This is a genomic window from Streptococcus sp. FSL W7-1342 (assembly GCF_037966635.1).
GTDB classification, from domain to species: domain Bacteria; phylum Bacillota; class Bacilli; order Lactobacillales; family Streptococcaceae; genus Streptococcus; species Streptococcus salivarius_D.
This window is the reverse complement of sequence record NZ_CP150200.1, coordinates 706,145-724,214: the sequence shown is the minus strand read 5'-3', so window position 1 is coordinate 724,214 and position 18,070 is coordinate 706,145. Positions and strand designations below refer to the sequence as shown.

Genomic DNA, 18,070 nt, shown 5'->3' with positions numbered 1-18,070 from the left:
ATCGCTTTGTATACTACAACCATCCTAAAACTTTTCTTTTTCATAATCTCCTAAATCTAGGGCTCAGGTCCTGGATTTTTTTGTGCAAACATCTACTTCTCTCAAACGTCTCTATTGCACTATTAATTTAAACTATGAGTATGTATGAGTTTTCTATTGAAGTTATTAGAAAATAGGATTAAAATATAATCGTAAATTAATTTTTGGTGTTCATGTTGTTTTAAATGTCACAGCATGAATTTACCAAGTCACCATACAAGGGGGAAAATTATGGAAAACAAAGTTCGTTTCAAACTTCATAAAGTTAAGAAACATTGGATCACAATCGCTGCCTCAAGTTTGGCTATCGGGGCTTCACTAATTGGACTAGGACAGGTCGGAGCTGATGAAGTCAAGCCTGAAACGACTGCCGTTACCAGTCCTGAAAATGTCGTCTCTGACAGCAATCTTGAGACAAGTGCTAGCCTCATTACAAGAACCGAAGTAGCTCCAGCAAGCACTACTGTTGAGAAAGCTTCTAGTGAAGCAGTATCTTCTGACACTGCATATACTAATGCGACTAGTCAGCCTACAGAAACGACTACTACACAGCCTGCTAACGAGACTGATAAAAAGGTTGAAGCCGCTCAATCTGGTGAGACAGCTACAACCGATAGAAGTGTTGAAACCTCATCTGAAACAAGCGATAACGTAACTACTTCACAGGAAACACCTTCACAAGGTGGCAGATTCACTTCTGATGAGCAAGGTAACTGGTATTACCTAGACAGCGAGGGCCACAAACTAACTGGCCCACAAACCATCGATAGCTTTAACCTCTACTTCCATAACAATGGCATCCAAGCAAAGGGTGAAAAGGTAACCATTGATGGCAAGGATTACTACTACGATAAAGATAATGGACGTAAAGTAACTGATACAAGTATTGAAGTAGACGGTAAAACCTATTTAGCAGATGCCGATGGTATCCTTACCGAAAAAACACAACTACCTACTCAGGTCGTGACGGGTGGTCATTTCCAATCTGACAACCAAAAAGATTGGTATTACTACACTGCCAACGGTGAAAAATTGACTGGTTGGCAAAATGTTGATGGTGTCATCCTTTATTTTGATAAAGATGGCAAACAAGTCAAAGGACAAGAACGAGAGATTGGTGGAAAATACTATCGATTCGATGAGAATGATGGCTCTCTATTAACGAATCAGTGGCATCACACTTCAATTTTCAATGGCTATAGGACAGAACCTCAATATACAACTTATACTAATTACTTAGGCGAAGATGGTGCTGCATTTATTGGATGGCATACCATTGACAGTAAACGTTATTATTTCAAACCTGATGGACTTTTGGCTAAAAATGATACTGTCACAATTGATGGGAAGATTTATCTTTTTGATTACCAAGGACAATTGGTCAAGAACAAATATGGCATTGTTGAAACTCCTTCAATGTTCCATGCAAACACTTCTACCTACCGTACCAATGCTAACGGCGAAGTCTTAACTGGTAAACAAATTATCGATGGAAAAGAATATATCTTTGCTTCAAAGGGTCAAGTTGTTGATGGTATCATAGGTTATGACAGCAAACTTTATCTAGTCACAGATAGTAAAATAGAAAAAAACTATTTTGGAGCCCTTTTTTCAAAAAAAACATTTTGGGGCGGGCCTAGTTTCTCTGGAATCTATGGAACTGATAAAAACGGTGTCCTCCTCGAGGGCATCCAACGAGGCTCTGATGGTCAACTGCACTACTTCCAACCTGAGGTAAAAAGTGTTGATAAGCCTACATGGAAAGAAATCGATGGCAAGCGCTATCGTCTAACAAAATCATATCGAACAGAAAGATATGCTGGTATGTACACCACTATTATCCTTACTAACGACACTTTGAAAGTCGATGATAAGACCTACACAATTGATAATGAGGGAGTTGTGACTGAATTTACGGCTAAAAACCAATTTGTTCGTGATGATTTCTGGAACTGGTACTACTACGACAAAGAGGGCAAACTCCTAACAGGCCGTCAAACCATTGATGGTGTTCAACTCTACTTTGATAAAAATGGTAAGCAAGTCAAAGGTAGCCTAGTAGAGATTGATGGTAAAACTTACTACTTTGACAAAGACAGTGGGGCTATGTGGACGAATACCACTCTCGAAAAAGACGGCAAGACTTATATCATCGATGAAAATGGTGTGGCTACTGAGAAAGTGAATTAAAAAGGAAAGACAAAATATTTCTACCACTTTAAGAAAACTTTAGGATTTAATTTATATACTATAACCATCCTAAAACTTTTCTTTTTCATAATCTCCTAAATTCAGGGCCTATGCCCTGGATTTTTTTGTTTTTTAAACTCTTGTGACTGCTAAAATTATGACATTTGCCATTCACTCTCTTTTTATGTAATCGTTTTCTTATTTTTATCTAAATTTCTTATTTTTTCTTGAAACTCTCTAAAATAGCGCTATAATAGAACTTAGGAAATGGAGGAAAAAGTATGAAAGTACATTCTAATTTTACTGGACAAAAGTCCAAAAAACGTCTGATCGCATTCTCATGTGCAACTGCCCTTGCAGGTTTTGCCCTCATAGCAAGACCTGCCTTCGCTGAGGAAGCTAAAGCTGAAAACTCATCAAACCTTGATGTGACTGCTGCTACCACTGCCAATGTGGAAACTACAGCAGACCTCGTAGAAACAAAGGTTGTTGAAGCTCCTCCTACTACTGAAAATGTAGCTAGCACTGAAAGTACCACAAATGTTTCAGAACAAGCTACAACTTCTGCTACAAGCTCTGAAACTGCAAGTGAAATGGCTTTAACAACTGCAAGCGAAAGCCAAGCACCTGCAAAATCGGCCACAGGCCAAACACGAGAAGCTGTAACTACAGACCGAGCTGCCAGTGAAACTGCTTCAGTACCTAATGAAACAAACGTCACTGGTGGTCAGTACTATAGTGATGACCAAGGCAACTGGTACTATAAAGATGCCAGCGGTAAAAACCTTACTGGAGACCAAACCATTGATGGTGTACGTGTCTCTTTCCGCGAAGATGGTAAACAAATTAAAGGGCCAGATTTCTATTGGTCTGGTGATCTACGTCGTTATTTCGATGATAATTCTGGTCAACTTCAAACCAATCGTTACCTAGAATACAAGGGCAATTGGTATTATTTAGATGCTACTGGACGACCACTAACAGGCGAACAAACTATCAATGGTCAAGAAGTTTATTTTAATAATGATGGTATTCAAATCAAAGGTGACTTTAGTGGAGAATCTTATAGTTATCCAGATCAAACCTTCTATTACGACCCTAACTCTGGTGCAAGGGTCCGAAAAGAAGGTCTAGTTCAGAATAAAAAAGGCCAAACTTTCTACATCAAGAACGATGGTTCTAAATTTACAGGAATACGTGAAATTGATGGTAACATCTACTATTTCAAAGCACGTGAAGCTGCCTCTCCTGTTGATACCGGCGTCCTACAAAAGGGAATCAGTATTTTACTAGAAGAAGGTCAAAATTCACCACGTTCTTACGGTTATGGTACTCCTATTAATATTACACGTCGCTATTATTTTGACTCAGTTACTGGTCAAGCCGTTAAAAACCGCTATGTCCAAGAAAATGATGGCTGGTACTACTATGGTGAAGATGGAAATGCTATTCGTCCTCAGAATGGTGAAGCCAATATAGATGGTCAAATCGTTTACCTCTATGCCAATGGTCGTCAGGCTAAAGGAGAGCTTGTTCTCGACAATGGTATTCTTCGCTACTATGATCCTAATTCTGGAGCACGCGTCACTAACACCACTCTAACAATTAATGGTATGACCTATCGATTTGATGAAAATGGTGTCGGTACGGATGCTCCTAACCCAAATGGTTATTATAGTGATGATAACGGAAACTGGTATTATAAAAACGCAAATGGAGACAACCTTACTGGAGCTCAAATTATCAATGGACAAAAAGTGTTCTTCCGTGACAACGGTCAACAGGTCAAAGGGGCTTATGGTAATTCTTACGGTGATTTATACGCATTCTACGATGTTAATTCAGGAAACCTTGTAACCAATCGTTATATTGACTTCATGGGTAATTGGTTTTATGTAGGTAAAGATGGTAAACCAGTCAAGGGACCTCGAAATATCGATGGACAAGATGTCTTCTTCAACTATCGAGGGGTACAAGCCAAAGGTGATTTTGGTCGAGATGGCGTATATATGCCTGAGTACTACTACGATAAAGATAATGGTCGCAAAGTAACCAAAGCTGGGTTTGTCAAAGATAACAGAGGCTTAACTTACTATCTTGACGAGAAAGGTGAAAAAGTCCTTGGACTTCATGAAATCAATGGTGACTTATATTACTTCCGTCAAGGAGGTGCCTATAAATACACCCAACTAGGTGACATGTGGCAAGACAGCATTAATTACATTGATGGTAAGATCTACTACTTCGATCAATTTGGTAAGGCTGCCAAAAACCGCTTTGTCTTTACGGAAGGAGCTTGGCACTATTTCTACGGCGATGGTACAGCAGCTACCGGTGCCGTTCAAATTAATGGGCAAAAACTTTACTTCGATACAAATCATGGTAGACAAGTTAAAGGCGCTTTTGCACCAGATGGTCACTACTACGATGAAAACTCTGGTGAACTCGTCACCAACCAAACACGTACTATCAAAGGTGTAACTTATCATTTTGATGAAAATGGTAATGCGACTAAAGTTTAAGGTATCCCTTACTTTAAGAAAACTTTAGGATCTCCTCTATATACTATAATCATCCTAAAACTTTTCTTTTTCATAATCTCCTAAAATCCAGGACTCAAGTCCTGGATTTTTTTAAACTCTTATGACTGCTAAAATTGTGACATTTCCATTCAGTCGCTTTTTCATGTAATCGTTTTCTTATTTTTGTCTAAATTTCTTATATTTTCTTGAAAGTCTCTAAAATAGCGCTATAATAGGACTTAGGAAATGGAGGAAAAAGTATGAAAGTACATTCTACTTTTACTGGATCTAAGCCCAAAAAACGTCTGATTGCATTCTCATGTGCAACTGCTCTTGCAGGTTTTACCCTCATCGCAAAGCCTGCCTTCGCTGAGGAAGCTAAAGCTGATAGCTCAACAAACCTTGATGTGACTGCTGCTACCACTGCCAATGTGGAAACTACCGCAGACCTTGTCGAAACAAAGGTTGTTGAAGCACCTGTTACTACTGAAAATGTGGCTAGCACAGAAAACACCACAAATGTCTCAGAACAAGCCACAACTTCTACAGCAAGCTCTGAAGTTGTCAGTGAAACCGCCTCAACAACTGCAAGTGAAAGTCAAGCTCCAACAGAATCAGCCACAGGCCAAACACGCGAAGCTGTATCTACAGACCGAGCTGCCAGTGAGACAGCTTCAGTTAACGAAACTTCGAACAGTGAAACTAATATCACAGGTGGTCAATACTATAGAGACGAATACGGCTATTGGCATTACAAAGATGCTAGCGGTAAAGACCTGACTGGACCACAAACTGTTGATGGCGTTAAGGTTTACTTCGACCAAGGTGGTGTTCAGGTTAAAGGAGAATTTACCTGGGACGGTCACTATTATGACAAAGATTCTGGTGCTCTTGTTACTAATAAATTCGTTGATAGTTACAGTAGCACCTATTACCTAGATGAAAATGGAAATAAAGTAATCGGACCCAAGGAAATTAATGGGGTATGGCATTATTTTAATCAGTATGGTGAACAAGTTAAGGGTAGATTTGCTTCTGATAACCGTTATTACGACGAAAACGGTAAACAAGTTGATTTTGGGACAAACCGCTATTTCGAATTAAACGGGGAATGGTACTATGCTGGAAATGATGGTGCTATTTTAAAGGGACCACAAACCATCGATGGCGTTAAGGTTTACTTCGACCGAGGAGGTGTTCAAGTTAAAGGCTATTTTGTTAAAGATAGTACTGACAATAATGAACGCTATTATGATAAAGATTCTGGTGCTCTAGCTACTAACCAATATATCATTGCCTACAACCCCTACAGACATAGAAATGAACGTTATTATGTTAACGACCAAGGAGTTCGGTTAACTGGTCCTCAAACAATTGATGGTAAACAAGTCTACTTTGATAAATACGAGGGATGCCAAGTTTTCGACAATTTTGGCGATGATGGTTACTTTTACGATCAGGACGGTAATCGTGTTGATCTTGGTGCCAATCGTTATGTTCAAATCAGAGACAATTGGTACTATGTCGGTAACGATGGAAAAATTTTAACCGGTGAACACATTATTGATGGAGCTCACGTTTATTTTGAATATGGAGGTAAACAAGTTAAAGGAGATTTTGACTATAAAAATCAATTTCACGATAAAGACTCTGGAAATCTAGTTACTAATCGTTTCGTTACCGTTAATGACAAGACCTACTTCATTGGAGCAGATAGTAAGGCTATTAAAGGAGCGACCGTCATCGACAACATTGAATACTTCTTTGACGAAAAAACTGGCGCTCAGGTTAAGGGAAATTTCGCAAGTAACAAAAAATATTATAACAGTACTACTGGTGCTCTCGTAATCAATAGTTATGTCCAAGTCGACAAAGACTGGTACTACGTAGGCAATGACGGTAAACGGCTTAAAGGTTCTCAAACCATTAACAATGTTCCTGTATACTTTGACCCTTATGATGGTAAACAAGCCAAAGGTGTCTTTGGTAATGACGGCTACTTCTACGACAAAGATTCTGGTGCTAAAATAGACCTTGGTACCAATCGCTACGTTTACATCAACGATAACTGGTACTATCTTAATGGAGAAGGAAAAATCCTTAAAGGCGATCAAACCATCGACGGGGTACAGGTTCACTTTGATCCATATTATGGTAATCAAATTAAAGGAGAATTTACCGATAGTAATGGGCATGCGGTTAAAGCAAACTCCTATACTAGCCCAGTTAAGTACTATGATAAAAATTCTGGAGCTCTTGTAAAAGGTCAATACTTTAGCCATGATGGTAAATGGTACTATGCAGATGCAGAAGGTAATATCCTTAAAGGCTCACAAACCATCGATGGGGTACACGTTTACTTTGACTATAATGGTGTACAAGCTAAAGACGCAATCGCAGAAGGCTACTACTACGATAAAGACTCTGGTGCTCGTCACGAAGCCCCTCGTAAGCAATTTATAAAGGCTGGTGGTAAATTATACTATCTTGACGATGATAATAAGATAAGTTCTGGTTATAAAAAAATTGACGGTAAGGATTATTTTATTACAGGATATGGGGAAGTTTTAAGAGGAGAATTCGGACCTTACGGTTACGAACCATACTATGATAGTGAGACTGGGGCTGCTGTACGACAAAGAGGTTTTGTTAAATCTGGACGTAACTGGTACTACCTAGATGATGAAGGAAATAAAGTATTAGGACTTGCCAAAATAGATGGTAATCTCTACTATTTCAGTAATCCCGTCGCAACAAAATACCGAATGGGCGAACAAGTTAAAGGAGAGCTGGTGAAACCTTATAGTTTCTTCAACTATAACCGTTCACCCTATGACAATCCTGTCTACTACTTCGACGCTGAGACTGGGGCTGCTGTAACCAATCAATTCTTCAATTGGAAGGGCAATTGGTACTACTTCGGTAACGATGGAAAGGCTCTTATCTTTGATCAAGTCATCAATGGTCAACACCTCTACTTTGATTATCAAGGTAAGCAAATTAAAGGCAATTTCGTTACAGACTACAAGGGTACTCGTTATTACGATGAAAACTCTGGTGAGCTCGTAACCAACCAAACACGTACCATCAATGGTGTGACTTATCACTTTGATGAAAATGGACGTGCGAAACAATTGTAAAATAAGTCCGAAAATTGACTAAAATTATTCTTACTAGTCTTACAGATAAAAAAACAAACAAAAAGCCAAAATCAGCATTCTGATTTTGGCTTTTTGTTAGGTAAAGAATTTATTGGTCCTTTTTCAGTCTTTTTAGGTGTTTATAGAGACCGAAGGCACGATCCAGTTGCATGGATTCGATAGGACGTTTGCCCCTGATATAGAGATTTCCATTGGTCGCATTCATCAACCCTGTCTTAGCAATGGCATAACCAGTAATCATACCACTATAAAGGAATCTTTCTAGTTCCTTGACATCTAAAACTCGACTTGAAGGTTCAAGGGGACCATATTCTGCTTCATAGATATCCACAAGTCTTTTAAACTTATAGGCCGTTTTTATGGGCATATCTCCGATAGTTCCCTTTGAATAATAATGATAAAGATTCTGTGGGCTTAAGTCTGCAGAGGCTACCTCTTGACCGTTGGGCGAGTAGGGTTGGAGCTTAATGAAAGTATTGAGCTTACCAATATCGATGTGGTAGTCGCTAACATTTTCCTTAGGAATAGTGAAGTCATCCCTATCAATAATCTCCCTTCGTCTGATGGTAGCCAACAATTCATAAGGCTCAACTCTAAGTCTTTTTGAAAATTTTTCTAAAGTATCAAGCGAAACCGTTCCTCTTTGATTGATCAGGTTATAGTTGGTTTGAGCCATACCAGATGAGACTACAAAGACTGTCATGCGTTCTCTGACTTCCCCCTCATCCATATCTTCCGTGATTTCCAGCTTCTTGCGAATGTTGTGCCACAAGTTTTCGGTGACCTGTTCAGGATCTCTTGGAAACTCAAAAACCTCATGCTGATTGTCTCGAGCTAAGAGCTTCCCAAGTGTAATGTTTTTCCCAGTCACCTTGGCCAGACCGTTAGTAATGGTCACAATCTTTGGAATATTTCCCTTAGGCTTGTTCATAAAGAGCATCCGAAGGCTTCCTGACGGAATCCCCGTGGCTTCTGAGAGCTCTCTGTAACTCTTTTTGTCTTTCCAAAATTCCCCCATACGAGCTTTTTCTGCATTTTCCCAGAAAAGCTCCTTAAGGGGTTTGGGGGCATTCGGCTCATCCGAAAATAGTCGTTTTGACATCATTGTCTCCCTCTAAAATTGCTGTTTAAAAATTAGTCCAAACCTATTATCTCATATTTTTAATAAAAATCAAATCATTTCCTAATCAATAATCATTACAATCAGCTAGTCGTTTAGAGTTTTTCTTGGGTTAATTGAGCACAAAAATTCCCCTCGTACTTAAACGAAGGGAGTTGTTTGACTAATAATTCCAGTTTACCAAGAGATAAATTAAGCTCGAGCCAAACATATCTGCTAAGGCATGAACGAGGAAAAATGGAAGCAAGTTTTTAACCTTGTATTTATAAAGGAAATAATAGAGGAGACCAAAGGCCACACCGATAACCAGAGCCCATAGCATGCCCTGATAGGTATGGAAGGACACACGAACAATGGTTGAAAAGAGTAAGACCAACCACTTATACTTGTCCTTAACCGAGGTCAAGAGTCCTAGGAAGAAAAATTCCTCGTAGAAACCGTTGAGCAACCCATAAGCAATCGCCATAGGTGACAAAGCCATAAACTTATCAATCACAGCCATAGGGCTAATAAAGGCTAGAACTTGAGGACTAAAATAATTATATTGTCCTGACAAAGTACTTACAATATCAGCAAATAAGCCCATGATAGCGAAAATAAAGGGTACCCAAAAGAGAACAGACCACTTTAGACGTATAGGTAATTGTTTAAAGTCAAAATGGCGTATCCACAGATAAATAATCGCTAAAGCTAGGAGAATAATCTGCAAGGTGAAATTGCTAGAGTAAGCTGCTCCTTCACTGGCTGTATTCGTTGATGTCTCACTGATTGCTGTAGAAAGGCTTGGAGACAAACTGGCCAAATACATCTGTGTCGAACGAACAATAAACTGACCGAACATAATCAGCGTAACAATACTGATATCAAACCATCTCAGTTCCTTGAGCGGCTGCTCAGGATGAATTTTCTTAAGTAAAGACATGGTCCTTCCCTTCTTTCTAGTATCTTCATCGAAGACTGCTTCATTTTTTAAGGTTATTATAAGTCATAAACCTTAAAGTAACACTAAAATTTGCAGTAAGATTAGTATTTCATTTAAGGAAAGAAAAAGCAAGGGAAAGCATGTTTCCTTTGCTTTAAACATGTTATTAATCGTTCTTTTTGACAACGCTAACTAAGACAAGGAGTTGGAAAATGGATAGAGCAAATAAGACCATAAAGCCATTTCGACTACCTTGAGCCGTTGCTTGTGCAAAGTCAACCTTGTGATTAGCTTGACTCATAGCAACAATTAGAGATGCTAGGGTTGTTCCCACTGCTCCTGCAAATTGTTGGAGCGTGTTAAAGATGGCATTGGCATCAGCACGTTGATCTAGCGACAGTTGTTTCTGTCCATTGGTCATGACATTACCAAAGGAAACGCCAAGCCCCGTCATGAAAATCATGTAAAAGACGAGGATCAACGTATTGGAAAGAGAGAGACCAAACAAGCTAAATAACAACTGAGCGAGTACGATAAGGGTAGCCCCAATAAGAATCGGTTTACGTGCTCCCATCTTATCTAAAATGATACCTGAGAATGGAGCGAATCCTGCACCGATAATAGCACCTGGAAGCAACATTAAAGCTGCAGAAGTTGTATTCGAGTGGTTAACCAATTGCACATAGTTTGGCAAGAGAAAACTCATCGCAAGGGATCCCAATTGGAAAGAGAAGAAAGCGATGATATGACCTGTCAGTTTACGATTTTTCAAAATGGAGAGATTGATAATAGGCTTGTCCAATGTTGTTGAACGCCAAATCAAAAGGACAAGACCTAAGATACCAATCAAAAGCCAACCAAGAACTGAGAAACTAACGAAAGCATGGTCAGCAACCCCATGAAGACCTAAAATCAAACCCAAGAAAAGAAAGATAGTAGCTAGTAGACTGAGGAAATCTAAAGATTCACGTTGCACCTCACTCTTTTGCTCAATTGAGCGAATCCCTGCAATCAGTGAAGCCAAGAGAATAGGAAACTGGACGAGGAAGATAGAACGCCAACCAAAGTGCGCTGTCAAGAGACCACCAACAGTTGGCCCAATGGCTGGAGCAACGGCTGTAATTAGTGTCCCAACTCCCATCATGAGACCAATCTTACGACTTGGTACCTGCTCCAAAATGATGTTAAACATGAGAGGTAGGGCAAAACCAACACCCATCCCTTGAACCAATCGTCCCAAAACAACAAAGCCGAAACTAGGGGCTATAAAGTCGATGAGAACACCTAAAATAGACAATAGGTTGGCGACCAGAAAGATGGTTTTCATCTTAAACGAGCGCTTGAGATAGGCAGATAGGGGAACCACACAAGCGACCACTAGGAGATAAATGGTTGTAACCCACTGTACGGTTGACGTATTGACTGAGAATGCCTTCATCAATACAGGAAAGGTAATGTTCATAGCTGTTTCACCAGCTACTCCACAAAATGAAAGGATTCCTGTCGCAAAGATGGCACACAGGACCTTGGTGGAGATTTTTTCTTCTGACATAAGTATTTATTCCTCCTAGATAAACTTAAATATTGCGGTAGTGTTGTAAGATTTTGAGAAAGACTTCTCTCTCTTTAGCTGAAAACTGCTGGGCAAACTCTTCTTCCTCTTTTCGAAGATAAGATTGACAGGCAGAAGCGATATTAAGGGCTTTATCCGTTAAAACGACCGCCTTTTGCCTAGCATCTTTTGAAGATGTGTGGCGTTCAATTAAGCCTTTCTTCTCCATTCGCTGTAAGAGCACTGTCGTTGTCGAACGCTGAATCTCAAATTCGTGCTCAATGTCCCGTTGAAAGACTTCTTGATCCGCATGATTGGTTATAAAATCAATGACAGCCATCTGATTTCCAGTCAAATCATATTGCCTAGCAAACTGGTCAAAATGACGCATCATACTGTTATTGGCTTGTTTTAACAAGCGTCCAAAATGGTCCAAAAAAATGACTCCTTAACTATATTGTTAGCTAACTAGCAGTATAGAAGAATTATTAGCTCAAGTCAATAGATTCTTTCAAAAAATAGAAAACTCAAGGACCTCGAATCCTTGAGTTGCTATATTTAGTCTTTCTTTACAGGAATTTCCTTAATCACACGCGCCGGATTCCCACCTAGAACCACATTGTCACCGAAGGACTTGGTCACAACGGCTCCTGCTCCAGCAACTACATTATCCCCTAAGGTCACTCCTGGGAGGATAGTCACGCCTCCACCGGCCCAGAAATTATCACCGATCGTAATTGGAGCACCATATTCAATGCCTGAATTACGCTCGGTTGGATCAAGCGGATGCAAGGGCGTCAAAAACTGACAATTAGGGCCAATCATGGCATTGTCACCAATCGTGATAGGACAGATATCCAGCATGGTCAAATTCCAGTTAGAGTAAAAATTTTCACCGATATGGATATTAACACCGTAATCCGTAACGAACTGAGGATTCATGGCAACATTTTCACCAGTCGAACCAAACCAAGATTTGACAATCTCTGCCCTTTTGAGACGGTCAGGCTCAGCATTGAAGGCCCATTGTTTTTCTCTTGAGCTGGCTGCTAGGGCACGTAACTTAGGATCGCTAGGTTTATAAAAGTCACCTGCAATCATCTTTTCATATTCAGTTGACATGGCATACTCCTTTTATGATTGTTTTCCTATATTGTAGTATAGAAGTGATGTTACCACAAGTGAGACTCCCATACAAAAGTATGTAAAGTCTTTATTCTACTTAATTATATATCGATGGTCTCACCAACAGCTAAAACCCTATAACCTGCTGATTCAACTTCTTTTTTAGTTGTCTTGTAATGACTATAATCATCAATATGAATGGGATAAATCCTTTTAGGTTGAAGGAGATTATTCATTCGGTTTAACATTTTTAAGTCCATGGTAAATGGGCCACCAAATGAACCTGATTTTACAGCACCTAAATTAGCAAAAATAGCATCTATTTTTTTAGGGACATTTTGGGTTAAGTCTGGGTACAAAACAGTATCACCGGTAAAATAAATAACTTTAGTTTCTGACGAACTGGTGATTGTTAGTTGATAGCCATTTACCTTACCAACTATCTTTCGCATGATGTAATTACTGGCATGATAAGCCGGTAATGCTTTTATGGTGATACAATAGTCAGCGACTTGAAATGCTTGTCCTTCTCCCCATCTTAAAACACTATTATTTAAACATGGCACCCCATCTAAAATTTTCCTATTAGGAGAAATGACCATCTTCTCTTTCAGATAATCTTTCCCTACATCATCCAAATGATCTTGATGCCCATGAGTAATTAGCCATACATCAACTTTGCTAAGAAGAGACTCATCCTTATAAACATCAGTTTGTTTCTCGGAGACAAATCCTTTAAACTGAACTAAAGTTCCCTTAGGAGATAAGTCAGGATCAATTCCAATATGAAATTGATTATCAATGGAAATGACGCCACATGCAACGCCACAATAAGTAAACGAAATAGACATAGTACCTCTTTTTTAAAATAAGCGACAAGTTGAAAAACTAGTCATTAACAACAATGGAATGAGCATTTTAGTACATAGCTCCTGTAACTAGATTATAGTTTTTATCATCACTTTTATCAATAGCAGCGTATGTTCGACACCTTCTTTTACGTTTAAAATACTTAGTTTCCACAGACCTCGGTTAGGTAATCCACAAAAAAATCCCAAGTGCACAACGCAACTTGAGATTTTCTTTCTGTCTGGGCATGCCTGAGTCATTCAGGGCTTTATATTATTTGTCCTTTTGATCTTTGTGATCTTTTTTATTTTTCTTTTTACGTCCGTTGCGGCCAAGTCCTAGACCTGTTACCGATACGGTGAAGCCAGCGATATTGATGGTTTCTTCAATCTTACCTTTACTTGCTTCTTCCTCATTTGAGAGATTAATTGGCATCTTGTGTTTAGAGCCTTTACCCTCAGCTTGACTTGAAACAGGTGCTTCAAAGTCATCGCCTGGTCCATAAGTAACTGGTCCATCATGAGATTCCACTTGCTCTTCGACTTGGTCGAGAACTTCTAGGTCTTGGATTTCTTCAACAACGATATCGTCTGCCTTGTCTTTCTTAGGTTTACCATTGATATCGCCTGTTAATGGGATATAAACAACGGTTTCCTCAAGGTTACGTTGACCTACTGTCTTACCTTCAACCTTGTCCTTATCAGCACTGTAGCCTTCTACTTCAGGGGTGATAACTGTTTCAAACTGACCTTTATTTGAAGTCCAGTAGCTTGAACCAAGCTCTTCACCTGTAACCTTATCAATAGTCAAACTACGTGTCCATTGAGCAGTTTGGATGTTATTGGCAGGAAGTTCTGCTTGTCCATCGCTAGATGTGTAGAGAACTGTGAAGGTTACGTCTTTGATGTAGCTTTCGCGTTCTGGCCATTTGGCACCATCAGGATTTGCTGGGTTGATTGGTGTACCAGCTTCTTGGATGTTATCTGGACCTACTTGAACGGTACCATGACGAAGGGTAACCATGAAGTTTTGGTCAACATGTGAATCGCCATCAAAGATTACACCGTTTGTGAAGCCATCAGCAAGGAGGGTATAACCACGGTCGCTATAGTACTTGATACGTTCGATTGTTGAGTATTCAATCACTTCGCCTGATTTACCAAGCAAGTCGACCACTTCAAGTTTCTTACGAGTTGTACCATCAACATAAGTAACTGTAGCTTTCTGAGCATCCTTGAGGTAAGTAACCACTTCCATGATTTCAGGTGTTTCTACAGAAACCTCTGTCATTTCAGCGACTTCCATACGGTCTGGTGTGAATCCGACAACCTCTGGTGAAGGAACTGCTGAGAAGCCTGCTTGAGTACTTGACCATGCTTCATAATTGATAGCGCCTGTCACAAGGTTAACATTTGCCAAACGTTTGAAATCAAGAACTTCAACGTAGTCGTCGCTAGCCAAGCCGCCTTCTTCGAAGACATACTGGATAGTACGTGTCACATCGGCACGGTTTTCAAGCATCTCTACGCTATTTGGCCAAACTGGGCTATTCACATCATTTGGATCTACGACTTCACCTGCAACTGGTGCTGGCATATCTGGGTCGATAAGAACCAAACGTTCACGAAGAACCACTTCGAAGACTTGGTCAAAGTCAGAGTCACCATTGTAAGTGTGGTCAAAGGCTTCTGCATAACCATCGTTGACAAGTTCATAACCTTGTTTGAGCAAGTTTGCGATTTGTTCATCAGTAGAGTAGTCAATCTTCTCACCTGAGCTTCCGACAACAACATCACGAGTCAATTCTGACTTATCAAGCTCATTCATGTAAAGGATAATAGCTTTTTGCTCATCCTTGGCATAAACCACGTTGGTATCTTGACCTGGGTGTTCTGGAGTAATAAAGGTCTTTTCAGAAATGTAACCAAGAACATCTGGAACGACTGTTTCCATAGCCATGGTTGGATCTTCTGGATCATTGTTATAGCTTGGAGTAGGTGCATTTTCGATTGGTGTACCATACTCATCTACTGGAATAATCTTACCAAGTTCTGTGTAAATAACTGTATCTTCCACTTCTGGAAGGTCTGGTCGAACTTCAAGTCCACCGGCTTGACGTTTATCTGCATAGAAGCCTTCAACTACTGGAACTTCTACAACATCATAAGTGAAGCTGTCTTGATCCCAAGTGCTTGTTTGTTCCACTTGGTTAAACTTACCGTGGAAGCTGAAGCTATCTTGAATGTTGATAACTGGATCTTTGTAGCCTGCACCTTGGAAGGTAACCGTTTGTTTCGTATCTTGCGTGATATCATCCAAGATTGGTTCGTAAACCAAGGTTTGGTCCATGCTGAGGTCAATTGGCAATACCAATTCACTTTCAGCTTGGTAGCCAGCAACTTGTGGTGCTGGTGTTTCAATAACTTGCGTAGCATCATGAGGATCATTCGCATAATGAACTGGCTCTGCATCCGCAATTGGATTACCAAAGGTATCAACAGGAATAATCTTACCAAGCTCTTTATAGACAACACTGTCTGTTGCTTCTGGTTTATCAGGTGTAACGACCTGCATACCAGCCACTGCCTTGTCCGCATAGTAACCTTCGATAACTGGGACATTAACCTTAGCAAAGGTATGGCTGTCTTGATCCCAAGTGTAAGTGTCTTCTGCTTGGTTGTACTTACCAGTGAAGGTGAAGTCAGACTGAATATTAACAGACGGTGTTGCTTCGCCAGCTCCTTTGAAGAAGACCGTTTGCAAGGTTGGTTGCGTTACATCTTCAAGGATTGGAGCGTACTCAACAAGAATATCGTCTGTCAAGCTCTCAGGCATGACACTTTGTTGCATTGGACGGTAACCCGGAATGTGGGGAACAAGTGTCTCACTAACCTTAGTTGGGTTATTGGCATCGTTGTTGAAGGTCGGCGTTGGAACGTTTGGAATCAAGCATCCATTCGCATCAATAGGAATAATCTTACCAAGTGGAACGTAGGTAATGGTTTCTTCGATGTTATCTTCAGTAACCTCTCTACCTTTTACTTCTACTCTATCTGCAAAATAGCCTAAAACAACTGGTGCATAGATGTCATAATACTTGGTCTTGTTTGGTGACCACTCTGTCTCATCAACAAGCTCACCTGTGACCTTGTCAAAGGTAAGGGTACGGACCCAATAAGCCTTTTGCACATCAGCATCTGGCAAATCCGCATTGCCATCTGTACTCTTGTAAAAGACTGTGAAGCTTACTTCTTTCTCGTAAGCATACTTAGATGGCCACTTAGGTCCATCTGGATTATTAGGATTGATTGGAGTATCTGGGACTTGTTCATGGTCAGGCCCTACCTTGGCAACATCGTGTTGCAAGAGGACAAACCACTCTTGATCATCAATATCCTTGTCATCAAAAATGGCATCTTTAGGGAATTCGTCCTGAATCAAGTCATATCCCATGTCCTTGAAAGTCTTGATACGTGTTGCTGTTCCGTATTCAATCGCTTCACCCAATTCACCGGTCAACTGGTCACTAACCAAGTAAGCTCCGGTAGTTTCATCAATATAAGTGATGCTGGCTTTCTTGAAAATTTTACGATACACAACCGGAGTATCCCCTCCTGGTTTGTTCGGTACTACACTTTTAATATCTGTCATATAATCTTGAACAGCTGGTGTTGCTGTCTCACCCGCCTTTCGTGGATCTTTTTTGTTATTGTTATACTGCTTAGTCAAAGCACCTGGAATATATTCCCCATCTTCTGTCACAGGGATAATGCGTCCCAATTTCCTATAGGTCACATGTTCCGTTACCGTTGGCACATAGGGTGTGACAACGTTAAAACCCGCTTCCTTTTGGTCAGCGAAATAGCCCTGGACAACTGGTACCGGTATCTTAGGATAGGTATAACTGTCCTTGTCCCATTCGATTAAACCAGTCTTCCTATCTCTAGTTCCCGTAAAGACATGTTTTTCCATGACTTCAGAATCTGGAGTTTGCGAATCCGCTCCTTGAAAAATAATCTCTTGCTTAGATGGGATCCTCACGGTTTCCGATTGAGCATGATTATCAAAGAGAGCTTCATCAGCTCTAGCAAAATCTAATGGAGAGGGGGCACGGTGGTCAGAGTGACGTTTTGGTCTAGTCAATAATTTAGAAAGATCTATAGTATCAACTAAATCAGTATTCCCTGATCCGTGTGCGACATGCTCTTCGGCAGTTCTTGCTGCTGCTTCGGTCGCATCTTCCCTATAGGCTCTCAAAAATACTCCCCCTTTCTTCTTTTTATGAGAAATAAAATCCTATACTTGCTAAGTTCTCATCGAAATCTTTTCTATTAAGATTCCATTTTCCCTCAGAGAAGCTAACAAGCTTTTATCAAAAAATTAAATTTTTTGATATCTCTTATATATACTATAATACGAGAATCGAATTTTTACAAGTAAGGTGTAAGAACTTTAATCATTTTAACCCCTAAGTGAAAAAATAGCGTTTTAATGTGTAATATCTATCAAATAATTTACGAAAGTGGCATCAAAATGAGACTACACCGATATGATAAATGACGAGTCTTTAATGGAGTTTTTTCTCCCTAA

The 18,070-nt window shown here is 39.9% G+C and carries 10 protein-coding genes; 3 read left to right on the top strand and 7 right to left on the bottom strand.

Going from position 1 to position 18,070, the window contains the following annotated elements; all coding sequences use genetic code 11:
- Positions 1 to 270: 270 nt before the first annotated feature.
- The 3 genes from NSQ79_RS03235 to NSQ79_RS03225 all read left to right on the top strand — a co-directional run bounded on the left by NSQ79_RS03235 (position 271) and on the right by NSQ79_RS03225 (position 7,891).
- Positions 271 to 2,229 carry a KxYKxGKxW signal peptide domain-containing protein gene (locus NSQ79_RS03235; protein WP_004182215.1) on the top strand — a complete coding sequence of 653 codons (1,959 nt, stop codon included), beginning with the start codon at positions 271 to 273 and terminating at the stop codon, positions 2,227 to 2,229.
- 281 nt (positions 2,230 to 2,510) lie between these two features.
- Positions 2,511 to 4,751: a glucosyl transferase gene (locus NSQ79_RS03230; RefSeq protein WP_175062631.1), complete on the top strand. Its 2,241-nt coding sequence runs from the start codon at positions 2,511 to 2,513 to the stop codon at positions 4,749 to 4,751.
- Positions 4,752 to 5,011: 260 nt separating this feature from the next.
- Entirely contained in the window at positions 5,012 to 7,891 is a 2,880-nt protein-coding gene (locus NSQ79_RS03225) for a glucosyl transferase (RefSeq protein WP_339313838.1), read from the top strand.
- A gap of 109 nt (positions 7,892 to 8,000) precedes the next feature.
- Here the strand turns inward: NSQ79_RS03225 and NSQ79_RS03220 are convergent, their stop codons facing one another.
- From NSQ79_RS03220 to NSQ79_RS03190, 7 genes are all read right to left on the bottom strand, one after another.
- Positions 8,001 to 9,014, bottom strand: a complete 1,014-nt coding sequence (locus tag NSQ79_RS03220; RefSeq protein WP_164332094.1) for a hypothetical protein — start codon at positions 9,012 to 9,014, stop codon at positions 8,001 to 8,003.
- Positions 9,015 to 9,195: 181 nt separating this feature from the next.
- Positions 9,196 to 9,954, bottom strand: coding sequence for a CPBP family intramembrane glutamic endopeptidase (locus NSQ79_RS03215; RefSeq protein WP_045768450.1), 759 nt, complete (start codon positions 9,952 to 9,954; stop codon positions 9,196 to 9,198).
- Between the two features lie 166 nt (positions 9,955 to 10,120).
- Entirely contained in the window at positions 10,121 to 11,506 is a 1,386-nt protein-coding gene (locus tag NSQ79_RS03210) for an MFS transporter (protein ID WP_164332095.1), read from the bottom strand.
- A gap of 25 nt (positions 11,507 to 11,531) precedes the next feature.
- Positions 11,532 to 11,942 carry a MarR family winged helix-turn-helix transcriptional regulator gene (locus NSQ79_RS03205; protein WP_049529211.1) on the bottom strand — a complete coding sequence of 137 codons (411 nt, stop codon included), beginning with the start codon at positions 11,940 to 11,942 and terminating at the stop codon, positions 11,532 to 11,534.
- A gap of 122 nt (positions 11,943 to 12,064) precedes the next feature.
- The gene (locus NSQ79_RS03200) at positions 12,065 to 12,628 is read right to left on the bottom strand and encodes a sugar O-acetyltransferase (RefSeq protein WP_049529212.1); all 564 of its coding nucleotides are present in this window, start codon (positions 12,626 to 12,628) and stop codon (positions 12,065 to 12,067) included.
- Between the two features lie 104 nt (positions 12,629 to 12,732).
- A complete protein-coding gene (locus NSQ79_RS03195) occupies positions 12,733 to 13,482 on the bottom strand; it encodes an MBL fold metallo-hydrolase (protein WP_155164778.1) in 750 nt (249 codons plus the stop codon).
- A 271-nt stretch (positions 13,483 to 13,753) separates the two neighbouring features.
- Positions 13,754 to 17,737, bottom strand: coding sequence for a hypothetical protein (locus tag NSQ79_RS03190; protein ID WP_155164779.1), 3,984 nt, complete (start codon positions 17,735 to 17,737; stop codon positions 13,754 to 13,756).
- Positions 17,738 to 18,070: the final 333 nt, after the last annotated feature.